General features: G+C 43.2%; 12 protein-coding genes. 8 read left to right on the top strand and 4 right to left on the bottom strand.

Translation table 11 applies throughout. The features are described from left to right. Window positions 1–44: 44 nt before the first annotated feature. Both nudC and KSK55_RS12545 read right to left on the bottom strand, forming a co-directional pair. On the bottom strand, window positions 45–890 hold the full coding sequence (nudC, locus tag KSK55_RS12550) for an NAD(+) diphosphatase (protein WP_218607115.1): 846 nt from the start codon (window positions 888–890) through the stop codon (window positions 45–47). A 45-nt stretch (window positions 891–935) separates the two neighbouring features. Next, window positions 936–1736, bottom strand: coding sequence for an EFR1 family ferrodoxin (locus KSK55_RS12545; RefSeq protein ID WP_218607114.1), 801 nt, complete (start codon window positions 1734–1736; stop codon window positions 936–938). A 273-nt stretch (window positions 1737–2009) separates the two neighbouring features. Here KSK55_RS12545 and modD point away from each other — a divergent pair, with 273 nt between their 5' ends. The 8 genes from modD to fdhD all read left to right on the top strand — a co-directional run bounded on the left by modD (window position 2010) and on the right by fdhD (window position 16471). Then, complete coding sequence (modD, locus tag KSK55_RS12540; protein WP_218607113.1) at window positions 2010–2858, top strand: ModD protein; 849 nt, start codon at window positions 2010–2012, stop codon at window positions 2856–2858. Between the two features lie 233 nt (window positions 2859–3091). Beyond that, window positions 3092–6223 (top strand): PAS domain S-box protein, encoded by a 3132-nt coding sequence (locus KSK55_RS12535; protein ID WP_218607112.1) that lies wholly within the window; start codon window positions 3092–3094, stop codon window positions 6221–6223. A gap of 250 nt (window positions 6224–6473) precedes the next feature. Further along, window positions 6474–7796: a hemolysin family protein gene (locus KSK55_RS12530; RefSeq protein WP_218607111.1), complete on the top strand. Its 1323-nt coding sequence runs from the start codon at window positions 6474–6476 to the stop codon at window positions 7794–7796. Between the two features lie 994 nt (window positions 7797–8790). Further along, complete coding sequence (fdhF, locus tag KSK55_RS12525; RefSeq protein WP_218607110.1) at window positions 8791–10848, top strand: formate dehydrogenase subunit alpha; 2058 nt, start codon at window positions 8791–8793, stop codon at window positions 10846–10848. Window position 10849: 1 nt separating this feature from the next. After that, the gene (locus KSK55_RS12520) at window positions 10850–12001 is read left to right on the top strand and encodes a Coenzyme F420 hydrogenase/dehydrogenase, beta subunit C-terminal domain (protein ID WP_214419291.1); all 1152 of its coding nucleotides are present in this window, start codon (window positions 10850–10852) and stop codon (window positions 11999–12001) included. A gap of 291 nt (window positions 12002–12292) precedes the next feature. Next, window positions 12293–14353, top strand: a complete 2061-nt coding sequence (fdhF, locus tag KSK55_RS12515) for a formate dehydrogenase subunit alpha (protein ID WP_218607109.1) — start codon at window positions 12293–12295, stop codon at window positions 14351–14353. A 1-nt stretch (window position 14354) separates the two neighbouring features. Further along, window positions 14355–15599, top strand: coding sequence for a Coenzyme F420 hydrogenase/dehydrogenase, beta subunit C-terminal domain (locus tag KSK55_RS12510; protein ID WP_218607108.1), 1245 nt, complete (start codon window positions 14355–14357; stop codon window positions 15597–15599). Window positions 15600–15685: 86 nt separating this feature from the next. Next, window positions 15686–16471 carry a formate dehydrogenase accessory sulfurtransferase FdhD gene (fdhD, locus tag KSK55_RS12505; RefSeq protein WP_218607107.1) on the top strand — a complete coding sequence of 262 codons (786 nt, stop codon included), beginning with the start codon at window positions 15686–15688 and terminating at the stop codon, window positions 16469–16471. Window positions 16472–16516: 45 nt separating this feature from the next. Here the strand turns inward: fdhD and KSK55_RS12500 are convergent, their stop codons facing one another. Both KSK55_RS12500 and KSK55_RS12495 read right to left on the bottom strand, forming a co-directional pair. After that, window positions 16517–17350: an ABC transporter ATP-binding protein gene (locus KSK55_RS12500; protein ID WP_218607106.1), complete on the bottom strand. Its 834-nt coding sequence runs from the start codon at window positions 17348–17350 to the stop codon at window positions 16517–16519. Further along, a complete protein-coding gene (locus KSK55_RS12495; protein ID WP_218607105.1) occupies window positions 17341–18450 on the bottom strand; it encodes a FecCD family ABC transporter permease in 1110 nt (369 codons plus the stop codon). Before KSK55_RS12495 ends, KSK55_RS12500 begins: the two co-directional genes overlap by 10 nt. Window positions 18451–18582: the final 132 nt, after the last annotated feature.

The following is an 18582-nucleotide window of genomic DNA, read 5'->3' as shown; positions in this document are numbered from 1 at the left end:
ACCAATACATGGTTGTTTAATAATGACAGTAATTTAGTATGTTATTAGATCTCACGACTGATCCACGCTTCTATAAGCTCCCGTGATATGCTCGCTTTTGAGGGATAAGGCGGCAGATTTTCTCGGGTAAACCAACCGGCATCTTCAATCTCCTGGTTATCAACCTGAATTTCTCCTCCGCCATAATCTGCAACAAAACCAACCATAAGTGAATCAGGGAACGGCCAGGGCTCACTCCAGAAGTACCGGAGATTTTGGACAGAGATGCCCACCTCTTCTTTTACTTCACGGTGAACCGTCTGTTCGAGATTCTCTCCTGGCTCATTAAATCCGGCAATGACCGAATAAAATCCGGATGGAGAGCGAGGTGAACGGGCAAGCAGAATTTCCTCTCCTTTTTTGATCAGTACAATGATAGCAGGGGAGATCCGGGGATAAACGGTAGTATTGCAAACCGGACAGGTCTGTGCCCGCTCAGTTGTGAGTGGAAGGGTTTTTGTTCCACATCTGCCACAGAATGCATGTAACCGATGGAATTCTAGGATTCTAACTGCATACGACGCAATCGCCATATCACTTTCTTGTGCCTTTTCATAGAGTTCCCTGACAGATGATGATTCAAATCCCTCCGGTAACCTTGCAGAAACAGGAACCTCACATACATGATACATACAATCCCCCTTTATACCAACATAGACAGGATCATTACATACCAGATCAGTGGGGAGTGAATTCTGCAAAATGATGATTTTGGATTCTAATTGATAACGAAAGAGTACCTGTGTGCCCTGGATCAGAATCCAGTACTTCTGTGCAGGGGAAATATCCTCAGGTTTCGGATATACAGGAAAGAGGGGGGAGATTCCATAGAATGGACGGGAAGCTATCATTTGCTTAGATTGCCTCAAAGATATCCCTGTTCCCGAGCGATATATTTATACATAATATTCCGGCTTTTTTGGTTCACTATAGAGAGTATGAAGCCGTATTGAAGCATCCTGGACAAGACCGGGTTTCATTGTTCTGGCATGTTCCGGACAGTTTTTGATACATGCACAACAGGTAATACATTTTTCTACCTGAATTTTTGAACTGTTTTGTGGATCAATTGCACCGGTCGGGCAGAGTTCTGCACATATACCACATTGTGTACACTTATCACTCACAGAAATGAAATCAACGGTCCATAATGTCGAATCACCCCGATATGGGTACATGCCTGGAATCTCTATTTCAGATAATTCAGATATCGACGTGACAGATTGCAGTTTTTCTTTGACTTTTCGGCCGAATTCTTCTGCATGACGAATATCATCTATATCCGGACGACCTGCTGCGGTTGGTGTTGCATCTGTTGAGAATGAGTGCTCCCCGATATATGCACCACCTGCGATAGGAATACCCCCACATTGCTGAATTATTTTTTTAAGTTCAAGCAACGCATCCTCATACACCCGGTTGCCATACACGACAACACAGACCGTCGGGGTGTGATGAGCCTGGATTGCATTCAACCAATCAATGATAAGTGCTGGGACTCTCCCCATGTACACAGGAACTCCAACAATAAGCAACTCGTCTTCAGACGTCTTCATTGGTGTTTTTCTTGTTTCAGGTCTGGTGATATCAATACATTCAACACGATCTGAAGTGATACCATTCGCAATACTCAAAAGTACTTTTTTTGTTGTTCCAGTTGGAGAGAAATATACCAATTTTACTGATTTCGCTTCCATGTTCCTTTACTCCTTTCGTGACTGTGAATGAAACAAATAATACAGATCGTTTTTGTTTCATAAACACAAGGGGGGTCAGAAAATCCTCCAAGATGAGGGAAGGATTCTCTTTTTTACTGACGGAGAGGTATACGTAATTATTTGATCCTCATTTATTATATAACTATCAGTTAGTAAATAACCACCAGTTATATTAAAAACCATTTGATATTCAGATGGAATGAAAAAAACAAAGAAAAATCTTAATAGTAACCAAAAGTTAACACATTTGCGATGATTTATTTCACCGATAATGATATCGATCGATTGATAGAAGATGATCTTCCGGCAGGTGATATGACTACATTCCTGTTAGATCTCGCTGGAAAGAAGGGTTCAATCTCATTGATTGCCAGAAATGAGATGATCGCCTGTTGTACTGAGGAAGCAGTTCGTCTATATAAAAAAGTCGGGCTTGAAATTGGATTTTTTGTTCCTTCTGGGACCAGAATGCAACCTGGTGAAAAACTGATCGAGGCACATGGAGATGCAGCCGCCATCCACATTATCTGGCGGACTGGGAGTGCGATGATCGAATTTGCGTCAGGTATTGCAGGCAGGACACATCAACTCCTGACTGCTGCAAGAAAAGAAAACCCATCAATATCAGTAGCAGGCACACGAAAACACCCGCCTTTTGTTAAAAAAATGGCATTGAAAGCGTTGATGGCTGGTGGAGGAGTACCACACCGAACCGGGCTATCTGACACCATACTCATTTTCCGAGAACACCTGTTATTTACCGGAGGGTATGAACAACTACCTGATGTGATCCGTTCAGTCAAGGAAAAGATGAAAGAGCGAAAGATAGTTGTAGAAGCCCATAGTATGGAAGAAGCATTGATTGCTGCCAATTCCGGAGCTGATGTTATTCAGATGGATAAAAGTCAGCAGGAAATTTTTTCCGATTGTGCTGGAAAGTGTCGTGCTATAAACCCAAATATCTGTATGATTGCTGCCGGGGCGATTAATGACACCAATGCAGCGATATACGCAAAAGCCGGTGCTGATGTGCTGGTTACCTCATGGATGTATTTTGCTCCACCGGCAGATATCAAGGCAGAAATCGTACCAGTAATGTAAATTTTTGAATCGGTCCGGATGAGTGATAATTCAAAAAATCATGTATTACTCATCATTTTTTTATTGGGCCAAGCATACTGGTATTACCTATTATTACCCATTATTCCCGGCAGTACATCAGGTTGTTCTAGGGAATAATGAGCAAAAAGCAAGAATATTTCATAACTATTATATCAAAACATTACAAACTATTACCCTGAAAGTATACATAAAGAAAATTTTTCCTCGCAAAGATGGTTGATTCGAACCCATTAAAGCATACAAATCAGATCTCATTTTTGTATGTTGATGATGAAGAGGAACTCCTTACTATAGCAAAACTCTTCTTGGAGCGAACCGGCGAATTTAGAGTTGATATTGCCAAATCAGCACAAGAAGTTTTGCAATCTGGATCTTTACAATCATATGATGCAATCATTTCTGATTACCAAATGCCAGGGATGAATGGCATCGAATTTCTCAAGGCAGTCAGAGATCAGGATAAAGACATCCCATTCATACTTTTTACTGGAAAAGGTCGTGAAGAGGTCGTCATCGAAGCAATTAATAACGGGGCAGATTTCTACCTCCAAAAAGGGGGTGATCCTAAATCCCAGTTTGCTGAACTTTCCCACAAAATAAAGCAGGCAGTCAGAAGAAAACGGGCTGAGAGATCATTTCAGGACTCTCAGAAAGAACTTGGTGACATCATAGATTTTCTGCCTGATCCAACCTTTGTTATTGATAAATCGGGTACCATCATCTCCTGGAATCATGCTATTGAAAAGATGACCGGACATTCTGCACGGAAAATGCTTGGAAAGGGGAATTATGAATATGCAATTCCTCTTTATGGTCATCGACGCCCAATACTCATTGATCTCATCAATGAAACTGATGAAACATTATCCCGGTATTATACCCATATATCACGATCAGGAGATGCTGTCCAGGCGGAAGTGGAGTATGTGAATGAAAAAGGCAGGAAAATTAGTTTGTACGGAAAAGCCTGCCCCCTTTACTCAACCAATGGAGAAATAACCGGATCAATAGAATCTTTACGTGAGATAACAGAACTGAAAAATTATGCTAAAAAATTGCAGAACAGTGAAAAAAAATACAGAAACCTTATAGAATTCTCACGTGACGCAATTATTATCATTGGGTTTGACGGTACTATCTATTTTAATAACACCTCTGGAACACTGTTACTAGAAGAGGAATCTTTAGATGACACCTTTGCCAGGAAAAATATAATGGAATATGTCCATCCTGACTCTTGTGAAGATGTACTAAAGGATATTGAACTGTTTAAACAGGGAAATGACGCAAATATTTCTCAGTATAAATTAATCACCACAAAAAACCATGAGATCTGGGTTGAGAGCCATGGTAGAAAAATTCCATTCCATGATTCACATGCCATATTCGTAACATTGCGGGACATTACCCGAAGAAAACAAATTGAAGAAGAGAGAGATACTTTTCTTCAATCATTAATATCCCAACAAAAATTTACAGAAACTCTTCTCGACGCGATTCCTCTCCCAGTTTTCTGGAAAGATACAAATTTCAGGATTTTAGGATGTAACCAGGCTTATTGCAGACTCCTTGGTATATCAAGTGAACAATTGTTAGGAAAAGCCATCCATGAGATATGGCCGGATAGTAAAGATGCCATTGAGACGATGCTCCACGACCAGGAATTAATAAAAAATGAGAAGAATCATTCTTCCCAGAGAAAACTTACTGATTGGGTTGGAAAAACTCACGACGTTATTGTATCAAAAAACCTCTTTTTTGACCATTCTGGAAAAATTGCAGGAATTGTTGGATCAATCCAGGATATCACTGATTATAATTTATTACTCCAGAACCTGAAAAGGCGGGAGGAATTGTTCCGGATGATTGTAACTCAGTCTTCTGACATCTTTGTAATCATCTCACCCACCTATGAAATAACGTATATCAGCCCGAATCATTCCAATCTGACTGGTTTTCTGACTGAAGAAGCAACCGGAACAATAGAACGCTTTATTCACCCTGATGACTACAGAGAAGTTATTTTTCATATTGATAACCTTGCAAACAATATATCATCCATTGAAACAGCTGAATTTCGAACATTAAAACGTGATGGATCATACATTCTTCTGGAAGGGGTAGGAGTAAATTGTATAGATAATCCCGCAATAAAAGGAATTCTGATCACTGCACGGGATATTACGACGAGAAAAAGAACAGAACAGGAATTATCTCGAATCACAAGATTGTTTCAAAAAATTTCGGAAAATTCACCTGTTTTTATCGCACTTTTAGATGAAGAGGGATTTATTGTTCTTGCAAACCAGGCATTTTCACTACCCACCTTCAATTATGATAACGAAAAAACAAGATTTCGTATTCAGGACTTTTTTAAAGCAGAATGGGAGATAGAATGTTCTGCAATTCTCGAAGATGTTATTCAACTGGAAAAACCATGTGTTCATGAGTGCCCGATTGTTGGTAAAGGCGGAGACAAAATACTGTCGGCTGCGTTTTTCCCAATCCAGGAGGAGGATAAAACCTATATTGGATTCATCGGGCTGGATATTACCGAGCAAAAGATATTAATTAGCCAGTTGAATGAGAGCATTATTCAGAATGAGGCTCTTGAAAAAGTAGTTGAAACACGGACTCGTGAAATTTCTTATTTATTAGAACTGAAAAATTCTTTAATAACCGCCATCGCTCATGATCTCAGAACTCCCCTCACCCCACTTATCGCTCTTCTCCCGGTACTGGAACATGAAGATGATAGTTCCAAACAGACGCAGATTATCAGAATTCTAGAGAAAAATACTATAAGAATTGCATCTATTGTAGAAAACCTCCTTTTTTTAAATAAACTCGGATCAATAAACTCGATTGAAGATATCTCTGACGTGAATGTTCATGGATTAATTGAGAATTTACTCAATGTTCATTCAATTGCAGCAGAAAAGAAAAAGATTACGATTATCACAAAAATTCCAACGAACATTGTTATCAAGACCTCTCTACCCCATCTCACTTCAGTATTAGATAACGTCATCTCAAATGCAGTTAAATATTCAAAACAAGATGGAAAGATATGGGTTTTGGTATGTGAAAGAGCAGAAAAAGTTCGGATTCAAGTGTTGGATAACGGTATCGGACTTACCAACCATGAATTATCACATGTTTTCGAACCGTTCTTTAAAGCTGATCCTTCGAGACATGACCGATCCTCATCGGGTCTGGGATTATCTGTTTCGAAACAATTATTACAGGCAATCGGAGGGAGAATTACCATATGCAGTGAGGGCTTGGATAAAGGAACGCATGTGACAATATGGATGAAAAAATCCATTGAATTACCTAAATGATTCTCTAATCAGGTTATTGATGAGATTAATCAATATGTTTGACTAAAAACGTATGCTGTTTCATGGTTGCGGTTTTAATTCCTTTTTGGTGTTTCGCAGACATCCTCTCCGATGCATTACATCCATGAGAATTATTTATGAATAATGACCCGTTTGAGAAAAGAAATACAGATCTTATGAAATAATAAAAACACCAAAAAAGAGTTATCAGCAAAGATACAATATATCCTTAGCTTTTCAGCACTCTTCTATGACAACAAGTATTGATATTATCATCTTATTTCTCCTTATAATCGTAAACGGTTTTTTTTCCATGGCAGAATTTGCTCTGGTCTCGTCACGTAAAATAAAACTGAAACAACTGGCATCAGAGGGAAAAACCGGAGCACACGCAGCATTGGGACTAATGGAAGATCAGACATCCTTTCTTTCATCAATCCAGATAGGAATTACTCTTGTGGGTATTTGTACCGGTGCATATGGTGGCGCAACCTTTTCGCATGTCCTTGAACCATTCATTGAGAATATCCCATTTATTGGTACCTACAGCCAGGCTATCAGTATAACTGGTGTTATATTGGTTATTACCTACTTTTCAATTGTAATAGGAGAACTCGTTCCAAAACGCATTGGTCTAGCGAACCCGGAAGGAATTGCCTGTACAATAGCTCCGGTATTTGTATTGATTACCAGGATATTTGCACCATTTTCATACCTTACATCAGGACTGACTCATCTCCTTGTCAAAATATTTGGTATTTCCGATCAAAAAACCCCTGATATCATTGAAGATGAAATTCATCTTCTCTTGGAGGAAGGAGCTGAATCAGGAGTAATTGACGAAACCGAACACAACATGATGGAAAGTGTTTTTGAATTTGGTGACCGGCCGATTGATGATCTGATGATACCAAGACCTGATATCATTGCCATTGATATTGATGATGAACCTTCAAAAAATCTCGACATAATGAGAAATTCCAAACATACCAGATATCCGGTATATAGAGACACTCTGGATTCAATCATAGGCATTATATCTATCAGGGACCTTTGGACATATTCACAATCACATCAGACCATTGACTTATCCAAGGTTATTCAAGAGATATTAGTCGTCCCGAACCAGATTACTGCTCTAGACCTTATTCACCGATTTCGAAATGCAACATCACCACTCGCAATAGTTGTTGATGAGTATGGATCTGTCGTGGGACTCATTACCCTGCATGATCTCCTGGAAGCTCTGGTCGGAGATCTTTCTAAGGTTGATAATGAAGAAGAGATTGAACTGGTAACCAGAAGACATGATGGATCATGGCTCGTCGATGGGCGAACCACTCCTGAAGAACTCTACGAACTGACAGGTATATCTTGCATTGAAGACTCAGCACGAGGTTTTTTTAAAACAATGGCGGGATTTATGCTGTACCAGACTGGCTCAATACCAAAAGAAGGAGAAACTATCGTCTGGGACAATTATTCATTTGAAATTGTTGACATGGACGGTCATAGGATCGATAAAATCCTAATTACACCAAAAGAGCCTGAAATCAAAGATTCCCTTCCCTAATTTTCGAGAATACGACAGAACCAGGGTTTCAGCTTTTTTTAAATAATATGGCTAATATTTGACATTTTGCAATTAAAACTGTATTTTTGAGAGAGATTGCAATTAATATATATAGATATTGTAATGGGACACCTGAAGTTGAACAATTAAATTCAAACAAGAGCAACGAAGTTGTACTCATGTATACCAAACAACTGGTGAGGTAGGATGAGTAATGACCCTCAAAGGTTCGGGATCTCTCAGGGTTAACCGGGAAAGGCTACAACCACACACAATAGATCGGTTTCGATCACAAACCTTTCCTCTTTGAGGGTCATCATATAACACCATACAACAGAATCAGTCCAGATACGGGATTCGAACTGAGCGAATATCTTTTTCTATCGCGCCCGACATATCGGTAAAAAGAATTAACGATTATTATTAATATCAGATATTGTTGAACGAAAAATATTAATCATACGTCCATACCTCCGAAAAATAATATATGGGATAGATTTCTAAAAAGACAAATATGACAATATTTCACTTAAAAACACCCTATTTTTCTCTTAATTGATTTCACATTATAAACAACTGCAATTCGTAAAATTTATGCCATGAGATTAGGAACAGTTGAAATATACTGTGTACACGCATGAATCAGGATGCACATACCTGAAGGGACAGGTATTTAGGCAGATTCAAAATGCCTCACAGTATATGAATCACGTTATCATGATTCGAACCGTATCTGAATAAGGATAATCCGGGATTTTAAGAATTATTTCCTGATTATCTTCGCATGAGAATTGCCAGTGCCATCTTATCATCGGATAAGAGCACACTAAATTCGCCATAAACCGGTTGGAATAGACAAAGTCTGTTATTCAGGTAGAGAGGAAGGAATTTTCAGCACTGGGTTTGTGTGGTTTCCTTGTGCTCACCCCTCTGTACAGGTCCAGTTCTAATGGACCTCTTTGGGTTATTCCACCCTGAGAACTCGGGTGAAAGAATGAGCGATAGCAATTTAATTAAGTATGTACAAACCACCTGCCCCTATTGTGGTGTCGGGTGTACACTGAACCTTGTTGTAAAAAACGAAAAGGTCGTTGGCGTAGAACCGTATAAGAGAAGCCCTATTAACGATGGGAAACTCTGTCCCAAGGGTCTTACCTGCTGGGAACATGTTCACAGTCCTGACCGGCTTACTACACCACTCATTAAAAAAGATGGGAAGTTTGTCGAGGCATCATGGGATGAGGCACTTGATCTTGTTGCCAAGAAGCTGAAAGAAACAAGCGATAAATACGGGCCAAAGGGACTTGGGTTCCAGACATCCTGTAGAACGGTAAACGAAGACTGTTATATTTTCCAGAAATTCGCCCGGGTTGGATTCAAAACAAACAACGTGGATAACTGTGCCCGTATCTGTCACGGTCCCTCTGTTGCTGGTCTCTCTCTGTCATTTGGTTCCGGTGCGGCAACCAACGGTTTTGAAGATGCATTAAACTCTGATTTTATTCTGGTATGGGGTTCAAATGCCCTTGAAGCTCACCCCCTTGCAGGTCGCCGGATGGTCCAGGCAAAACTGAAAGGCATTCCGATTTATGCAGTAGATCCACGTCTCTCGACTACTGCCAAGATTGCTGACAAGTGGATCCAGTTTAATCCGTCAACTCACATTGCTCTTGCAAACTCTATGATGTACTGGATCATCAAGGCAGGAAAACATGACAAGAAGTTCATCGAAGAGCGTGTCAACGGCTTTGAAGAACTCAAGGCAATGGTTGAAAAATATGCAGATGCTGAAGACATCCATGGTGTGCCACTTGAAACAGTAAAAGATCTGGCATACAAGTATGCATCAGCCAAGAATGCAGTCATCATCTACTGTCTTGGAATCACCGAGCTGACCACCGGTACTGACAATGTACGGTCCATGGGTAACCTTGCCCTGCTCACCGGGAATGTCGGACGTCCAGGTGTTGGTGTCAATCCACTCCGTGGTCAGAACAATGTGCAGGGTGCCTGTGACATGGGTGCATATCCAAACGTCTATTCAGGTTACCAGAAGTGTGAAGTTGCAGACAACCGTGCAAAGATGGAGAAGGCCTGGGGAACATCCGGACTTCCAGACTGGTATGGTGCTACTCTGGTTGAACAGATCAAGCAATGCGGAAATGAAATCAAAGCCATGTACGTTCTTGGTCTGAACCCGGTCGTTACGTATCCGGACTCAAACCTGGTCAAAGCACAATTCCAGAAACTTGACTTCCTTGTTATTCAGGATATATTCTTTACCGAAAGCTGTCAGTATGCGGATGTTATTCTTCCGGGAGCCTGTTTTGCAGAGAAGGATGGAACCTTTACGAGCGGTGAACGCCGTATCAACCGGGTCAGAAAAGCAGTCAACCCGCCGGGAAAAGCAAAGGAAGACATCTGGATCATTGCCGAACTTGCAAAGAAGATGGGCCTTAAGGGCTTTGAACTTCCGACTGCAAAATCGGTCTGGGATGACATGCGGAACTGCACCCCGAACATGTTTGGTGCAACGTATGAGAAACTCGAAAAGCCCGAGTCCATTGTCTGGCCATGCCCGACTGAAGACCATCCCGGAACTCCAATTCTGCACATAGGCAAGTTTTCAACTGCTGACGGCAAGGGTAATCTCTTTGGTATTGAATACCGCCCACCGGCAGAAGTTGCAGATGCAGAATATCCGTTCACCATGATGACTGGTCGTCTCATCTTCCATTACCACTCACGTTCACAGACTGACAGAAGTGCAGCCCTTCACTACGAAGTGCCTGCCTCTTATGTCCAGATCAACCACGAGGATGCAAAACGCCTCGGTATCGGACAGCATGAGAAGATCCTTATCTCCAGCCGCCGTGGAAAAACAGAAACCGTTGCTCATGTAACCGATGAGATCGGACCAGGTGTCCTGTACATGACCATGCACTTTAACGAAGGTGTCAATAACCTCACCAACACTGCACTCGATCCGATGTCCAAGATGCCGGAACTCAAACACTGTGCTGTGAAAGTTGAAAAGATGGGAGGGAACTAAGATGGCAGCAAAAGGCGATATGATCTATGCCTGGACAACTGACAGCGGTGTTGCTAAAAAAGCAGAGTGCGGTGGAGCAGTCACTACCCTGCTGAAATACGCTCTGGAAAACAAGATCGTTGATGTCGTTGTCGCAGTGAAGAAGGGATTTGACCTGTATGACGCCGTACCGGTTGCCATAACCGATGCAAAGGATCTTGACCAGACAGCAGGATCCCTGCACTGTGGTACCCTCCTCATGTCCACCTTCATCCAGAAATATCTGGACGGAGCAAAGAACATGAAAGTGGGTGTCGTAGTCAAGGGTTGCGACCTCATGAGCCTTATCGAACTTGGAAAGCGTAATGAAATCAACATGAACAATGTCCTTACCATTGGTGTCAATTGTGGTGGTTCTGTAAATCCAATTCAGGGCCGGAAGATGATCAAGGAGAAGTTCGGTGTTGATCCAGACAAGGTTACCAAGGAAGAGATTGACAAAGGCCAGTTCATCATCGAATATGAAGGTGGACACAAGGGCATCAAGATCGATGAACTTGAAGAAGAAGGATTCGGACGCCGTTCCAACTGTCGCCGGTGCAAGTATAAAATCCCCCGCCAGGCAGACCTCGCCTGTGGAAACTGGGGAGTTATCGGTGAAAAGGCAGGAAAGGCAACCTTTGTAGAGATTTGCAGTGACAAGGGTGCTGACCTCATATCCAAGGCCGTCTCAGCAAAGAAACTGGAGACGAGTGCTGCTGATCCAAAGGGAATTGAGATCAGAGGCAAGACCGAAGGAGCCATGCTCAAACTCGGTGAAAAGTGGCGCAAGAAGGAGTTTACCGCACTTCGTGACAATCTATGGGACTTCATCAACAAGGAAACGTCCCGGTGTATCAAGTGTTACTCCTGTATTGAGAAATGTCCGGTATGTATCTCTACTCCATTTGAGGGAAGACCAGAATCATATATGGTCAGACCTGGGTACATCCCGTCAGATCCGATGTTCCACCTTCGCCGGTTTGCTTCCATCTCTGACAGTTGTGTGAACTGTGGTCAGTGTGAAGAACTCTGTCCGGTTGAGATCCCACTGGCTCTCATCTCACATGCCATCAGGGTTGAAGGAGACAATGCCTACGTTCCAAAACTTGGGGCAGCTCCATACAAAAACTAACCATCCTCTTTTTTCCATACTCTTCTTTTCATCCGGTAATCGTGTATTCAAAGTGATCATTCAAGACCTCCACCACTAAACACCATATTTCCGGATTAATTCGCCAGCTTTATATTAGTACTCATTACAATATTTCTCTGCAATGTGATCAGGGGGTGTCCGATTACACCCATGGGCATATTCGGGTTGTCCATTCCTAAGGCCTGGTTGCAAAAAAGCATGGATTAGCTGATGAGCGTATGCTCTACCGATAATGAATGGTATCTTTCACCAGCTAAACTCGGGTGAAATATGAGTGAAAATACAGAACTAATGAAATATGTGGCAACCACCTGCCCCTACTGTGGTGTTGGTTGTACATTAAACCTGGTAGTGAACAATGGCAAGGTTGTCGGTGTTGAGCCGAACCAGAGATCTCCTATCAATGAAGGAAAACTCTGTCCAAAAGGAGTAACCTGCTGGGAGCACATTCACAGCCCTGACCGTCTGACAACTCCCCTGGTCAAAAAGGACGGAAAATTCGTAGAAGCATCCTGGGATGAGGCCCTTGACCTCGTTGCAAAGAATCTTAAGGCAATCTACGACAAACATGGCCCAAAAGGACTTGGATTCCAGACGTCATGCAGAACAGTCAATGAAGACTGTTATATATTCCAGAAGTTCGCCCGGATCGGATTCAAAACCAATAACGTTGATAACTGTGCCCGTATCTGTCACGGACCTTCTGTTGCAGGTCTGTCACTCTCGTTTGGTTCAGGTGCTGCCACAAACGGCTTTGAAGATGCACTGAACTCTGATTTAATTCTTATCTGGGGATCAAACGCTGTAGAAGCTCACCCCCTTGCAGGTCGCCGTATTGCACAGGCAAAGAAGAAAGGTATCCCGATTATTGCCGTTGACCCACGGTATACCATGACCGCCCGTCTGGCTGATACCTACGTCCGATTTAATCCATCTACTCACATTGCCTTAGCAAACTCCATGATGTACTGGATCATCAAGGAAGGCCTGGAAGACAAAAAATTCATTCAGGACCGGGTAAACGGCTTAGAGGATCTCAAGAAGACGGTTGAGAACTACGCAGATGCAGAAGCAATCCACGGTGTTCCCCTTGATGTTGTCAAGGACATGGCATTCAGATATGCAAAGGCAAAAAATGCAGTCATCATTTACTGTCTTGGTATCACCGAACTGACCACCGGTACTGACAACGTCAGATCCATGGGTAACCTTGCTCTCCTGACCGGAAACGTAGGCCGTGAAGGTGTCGGTGTCAATCCGCTCCGTGGTCAGAACAATGTACAGGGTGCCTGTGATATGGGTGCATACCCGAACGTATACTCCGGGTACCAGAAGTGTGAAGTTGCAGACAACCGTGCCAAGATGGAGAAGGCATGGGGAGTTACTGATCTTCCAGACTGGTATGGTGCTACCCTGGTTGAGCAGATCAAGCAGTGTGGTGAAGAGATCAAGGGAATGTATATCCTCGGTCTGAACCCTGCAGTCACCTATCCAGATTCAAATCTGGTCAAGGCACAATTCCAGAAACTTGATTTCCTTGTTATCCAGGATATCTTCTTTACCGAAAGCTGTCAGTATGCAGATGTTATCCTGCCAGGTGCCTGTTTCGCAGAGAAGGATGGAACGTTCACCAGTGGAGAACGCCGTATTAACCGGGTACGCAAGGCAGTAAATCCACCAGGTCAGGCAAAAGAGGATATTCACATCATATCAGAACTTGCAGCCAAGATGGGCCTCAAGGGCTTTGAACTCCCGACTGCAAAGGATGTCTGGGACGATATGCGGGCTGTAACCCCGTCCATGTTCGGAGCAACATACGAGAAACTGGAGAAACCAGAATCCATCTGCTGGCCATGTCCAACCGAGGAACACCCCGGAACTCCGATCCTGCACCGTGAAAAGTTCGGAACCGCTGACGGAAAGGGTAACCTCTTTGGTATTGAATACCGCCCACCGGCAGAAGTTGCTGACGCTGAGTATCCATTCACCCTGATGACCGGACGTCTTATCTTCCATTACCACTCCCGGAGCCAGACCGGTCGTGCAGCAGACATGCACCGTGAAGTGCCAGAGTCCTATGCACAGATCAACGTTGAAGATGCAAAGCGCCTTGGTATCAAGAATGGCGAATACATCAAGCTGAAAAGCCGCCGTGGAGAGACTAAAACACTTGCACGTGTCACCGATGAAGTTGCACCAGGTGTTGTCTACATGACCATGCACTTCCCTGAGGGTGTCAACAACCTGACCAACACTGCACTTGACCCGATGTCCAAGATGCCGGAGCTCAAGCACTGTGCCATATCTATCGAAAAGTTTGGAGGTAACTAAGATGGCAGCAAAAGGCGATATGATATATGCTTGGGCAAAGGATGCAGAAATCCAGAAGAAAGGAGAGTGTGGTGGAGCAGTTACCGCCCTTCTCAAGCATGCACTGGAAACAAAAATGGTTGACGCAGTTGTTGCTATCAAGAAGGGCAAAGACCTCTATGATGCAGTTCCAACCGTCATTACCAATCCGGAAGACATCATCCAGACCGCCGGTTCTCTGCATTGTGGTACCCTCCTTATCCCCAAACTGATCAAGAAATACCTGAACGGGGCAAAGGACATGAAGCTCGCAGTCACCTGTAAGGGCTGTGATGCCATGGCATTCTATGAGCTGGCAAAGCGGAATCAAATAAACCTTGATAACATCATCATGATCGGTGTCAACTGTGGAGGTTCAGTAAGCCCGGTTGCAGCCCGGAGGATGATTGCAAACAAGTTCGAAGTTGATCCTGACAAGGTTCACAAGGAAGAGATCGACAAGGGTCAGTTCATCATCGAGTACGAGGGTGGACACAAGGGCATCAAGATTGATGAACTTGAAGAGGAAGGATATGGACGTCGTTCCAACTGTCGCCGCTGTAAGATGAAAGTCCCACGCCAGGCAGATATCGCCGCCGGTAACTGGGGAGTCATCGGAGACAAGGCAGGTAAGGCAACATTCCTTGAAATCTGCTCAGAGAAGGGTGCAAACCTCGTAAACAGTGCCCAGTCAAAGGGTGCTCTTGAGACCAGTGCAGCAGACCCGAAGGGTATCGAAATCCGTGGAAAGGTCGAGCGGGCAATGCTCAAGCTTGGTGACGAGTGGAGACACCGTGACTTTGAAGGTCTGGGACAGGGCAAGGACCGCCTGAAACTCATGATGTCAGAGTCTTCTAAATGTGTCAAGTGTTATGCTTGTGTTGAAGCATGTCCAATCTGTTACTGTGTTGAGTGTTCTACCAAGAAGCCCTGGTACGTTGCTCCGGGTGTTCTGCCAACCAGCTTCATGTTCCACCTGATCCGGTTTGCACACGTTTCAGACTCCTGTATCAACTGTGGTCAGTGTGAGGAACTCTGTCCAATGGAAATCCCGAATGCCCTCTTCATGCACTCCCAGCAGGTTGAGATTCAGAAGATGTTCGACCATGTTCCAGGTCAGGACATGACTCCGCCAATCCATGCATTTGTAGAAGAGAAGGCTGAACGTGCACGTCTCGATGCAACCGGCACCGATTCAATATATACCAATATCTTTTCGGATGAATAATCCGAACCTTTTTTTCTTTTAACTTCCAGTATTTCACAGAGGTTTGAGCATTTACTCTCCCTTCTTTTTCCGACAGGTGGCCAGATATGACGCAGATAGATAGTTTAACCCTGGGAATTACAAAAGAATACCCGGTGATTAAGGCTCACGGGACTGAATGCAGGGATGCAACCGTTGAGGTGTGTACTGAATCCAGGATTATTTTTTCTCTGAACGGTAGTATTGTAGGGGATCTTTCGATAACACCACTTGATCTTGAAGCTTTTGCAATCGGCTATCTCATCTGTGAAGGATACATCTGTTCCAGGGAAGAGATTAAGGAAATTACTATTAATCTCCCGGATATTTCTGTAAAGACCAATACTGGGGCAGTTCCTTCAGGACAGTTTTCTAAAAATAGTTCTGGAGGTTCATGTCGAGAACTCCTGCCGGGTAGCACTCCGAATCCTCTTCAGGACGGATTTGTGCTCTATGCAGAGACCATTCTGAATTCTATGGATAAGGTAAACGACTATTCTGTCATCTGGAAACGAACCGGTGGAATGCATTGCAGCCTTATCATTGATGAACATGGCTCGGTAATTTCTGGTGTAGAAGACATGGGTCGACATACGACAGTGGATAAAGCAGTAGGAATGGCCTTGATAAAAGGGACTGATCTCTCCCGGTGTTATCTGGTATGTTCAGGAAGACTTCCGGTTGACATGGTTGCGAAGGCATACCGAGCAGGAATCCCGGTGATGGTCAGCAATAATGCAGCATTTGCGGGAGGAATTGACTTTGCAAAAAAAGCAAACATGACCCTTGCAGGTTTTGTCCGGCCACCAAATATGACCATTTATACCGGTGGTCAGAGGATTTTATTCCCCTGAACCGAATTTTTAAGTCAAGCCAATTGTTTTTCCCGGATACGGTGATTAATTCTGCTGGAAAGATGATGCAGGGTGTATTGGGCAGGTGCATCCCGGAATGTTCTTTACCGGAATACATACTTTTCTTCCCGCTATTTCAACGAATTCCACGTGAATATCAACCATGTAGGTCTCTTTTAACGTCATATTCGTGATCACTTCTTCTGCCGGGCCGATGTTGATAAATGATCCATTTTTCATAATTCCGACAAGGTCTGATACCATAAATGCATGATCCGGAAAATGCGATGTCATGACGATGGTAATTCCCTTTTCTTTAAGTCGCTCAACAAGAGAGAGAACCTGCATCTGGTTTCCAAAATCCAGATGTGATGTTGGTTCATCTAGGAGTAAGAGTTCTGGCTCCTGGGCAAGTGCCCGGGCAATTAGTGCCATTTGATGCTCTCCACCGCTGACTTCATTTACTGATTTATGCATAATATGCATTATTCCTGCCTCCTGGATTGCATGAAGAGCAATTTTGAGATCATTCTCATCCGGAGAAGAAAAAGCAGAGATATAGGGAGCCCGACCCATCAAAACATATTCAAGGACAGAATAGGGAAATGCTACCTGATAACCCTGGGGAACATATGCAATTCTTTTTGCCAGGGTTTTCCGGTCAATCTTTCTGATATCAGTCCCATCAATCATGGCAACTCCATTCTGATATTCAAGAATATCAATCATACATTTCATAAGAGTTGATTTTCCGGTTCCATTTGGTCCAATAATACAAAAAATATCCCCTGAATGAAGAGAGAAACTGATATCCTTAAACACATCCCGTTTTCCATCCCAGCTGAACTGAAGATTATGAGCTGTGTACGTTATACCCATCCGGTCTTCCTCCGCCAGAGCAGGTAGGCAAAGAATGGAGCACCGAGTAAAGCGGTCAGAATACCAAGAGGAATCTCTGTTGCAATAATTGTCCTGGACAAATCGTCCATGATGAGAAGGTAGGATGCACCCATCACAATAGTGAGTGGCAGGAGTTTTTTATAGTCAGGACCGGTTATCATCCTTCCAAGATGGGGAACAACAAGGCCTACCCACCCGATGATGCCACTGATACATACCGATGCAGCCGTTAAAAGTGTTGCACAGATGATGATGATCCGAGTAATTTTCTTTAAATCAATACCAAGGGTTTTTGCTTCATCCTGACTTAATGAAAGGAGGTTAATTCTCCACCTGATGAGGATGAGAACTCCCCCTCCGAAAATGATTGCCGGTAGGATCGCAAGGATGTCATTGTATCTGACCGATGAAAGACTTCCCATAAGCCAGAATATGATGGTTGGAAGTTTCTCGTATGGATCTGCAACATATTTGGTGATTGAGAGTAGTGCTCCAAAGAATGCTGATACGATAACTCCTGAAAGAACCAGCACGAGTATTTGCCCGTTTTTATATAACCGTGAAAGAAAATACGATGCTAAAACAGCGAGTATCCCCCCAATAAACGCTGATATCTGAATCATCCATGCTGCGGTTGAGAAGAGAATTGCAAGTGCTGCACCAAACCCCGCCCCGGAAGAAACACCGAGTATATCTGGAGAAACGAGAGGATTTTTAAACAATCCCTGGTATGCTGCTCCTGCCATGGAAAGAGCTGCCCCGACTATAACCGCTGCGATAACACGGGGGAGACGAACCTGGAAAAGGATGGTTTCATCTGCATTGGTCCAGGTGTGTTCTATAGGATACACCTGCGAGATAAGCATTTTTACGACAGTAAGTGGTTCTACTTCATATCTCCCGATGAATAACGACCAGAAGATCACCCCGAATGGAAGAAGGAATAAAAAAATCCGGATTGGTGTTGCAATGTGCAATGTTGCTTTAATAGCCTGAAGGTTATATTGTGGCGGAGGGATGTGAATGTCATGGGGTGGAAGGGAACGGGTATTGAGAGATACATGCTCTGATGAATTCATAGTAAACCTATCATAACCAGATTGCCGGCTTGTTAAGAAGGATAGGTATACAAATGCAAAAAAGATTGTTATTTGAAGTGAGATGTTAAATTAATTATATTTACATGAGCATAAACCTTAAAATTTCGTTCT

The sequence above is a fragment of the Methanospirillum hungatei genome (genome assembly GCF_019263745.1).
Lineage (GTDB): Archaea > Halobacteriota > Methanomicrobia > Methanomicrobiales > Methanospirillaceae > Methanospirillum > Methanospirillum purgamenti.
This window is presented reverse-complemented; position numbering and strand designations above follow the sequence as displayed.

What these genes read in the sequence shown, in the direction of transcription:
- fdhF (WP_218607109.1), top strand. Translation starts at nt 12,293, where the DNA reads ATGAGTGAAAATACAGAACTAATGAAATATGTGGCAACCACCTGCCCC.
- KSK55_RS12520 (WP_214419291.1), top strand. Translation starts at nt 10,850, where the DNA reads ATGGCAGCAAAAGGCGATATGATCTATGCCTGGACAACTGACAGCGGT.
- modD (WP_218607113.1), top strand. Translation starts at nt 2,010, where the DNA reads ATGATTTATTTCACCGATAATGATATCGATCGATTGATAGAAGATGAT.
- nudC (WP_218607115.1), bottom strand. Translation starts at nt 890, where the DNA reads ATGATAGCTTCCCGTCCATTCTATGGAATCTCCCCCCTCTTTCCTGTA.
- fdhD (WP_218607107.1), top strand. Translation starts at nt 15,686, where the DNA reads ATGACGCAGATAGATAGTTTAACCCTGGGAATTACAAAAGAATACCCG.
- KSK55_RS12545 (WP_218607114.1), bottom strand. Translation starts at nt 1,736, where the DNA reads ATGGAAGCGAAATCAGTAAAATTGGTATATTTCTCTCCAACTGGAACA.
- KSK55_RS12500 (WP_218607106.1), bottom strand. Translation starts at nt 17,350, where the DNA reads ATGGGTATAACGTACACAGCTCATAATCTTCAGTTCAGCTGGGATGGA.
- fdhF (WP_218607110.1), top strand. Translation starts at nt 8,791, where the DNA reads ATGAGCGATAGCAATTTAATTAAGTATGTACAAACCACCTGCCCCTAT.
- KSK55_RS12535 (WP_218607112.1), top strand. Translation starts at nt 3,092, where the DNA reads ATGGTTGATTCGAACCCATTAAAGCATACAAATCAGATCTCATTTTTG.
- KSK55_RS12530 (WP_218607111.1), top strand. Translation starts at nt 6,474, where the DNA reads ATGACAACAAGTATTGATATTATCATCTTATTTCTCCTTATAATCGTA.
- KSK55_RS12510 (WP_218607108.1), top strand. Translation starts at nt 14,355, where the DNA reads ATGGCAGCAAAAGGCGATATGATATATGCTTGGGCAAAGGATGCAGAA.
- KSK55_RS12495 (WP_218607105.1), bottom strand. Translation starts at nt 18,450, where the DNA reads ATGAATTCATCAGAGCATGTATCTCTCAATACCCGTTCCCTTCCACCC.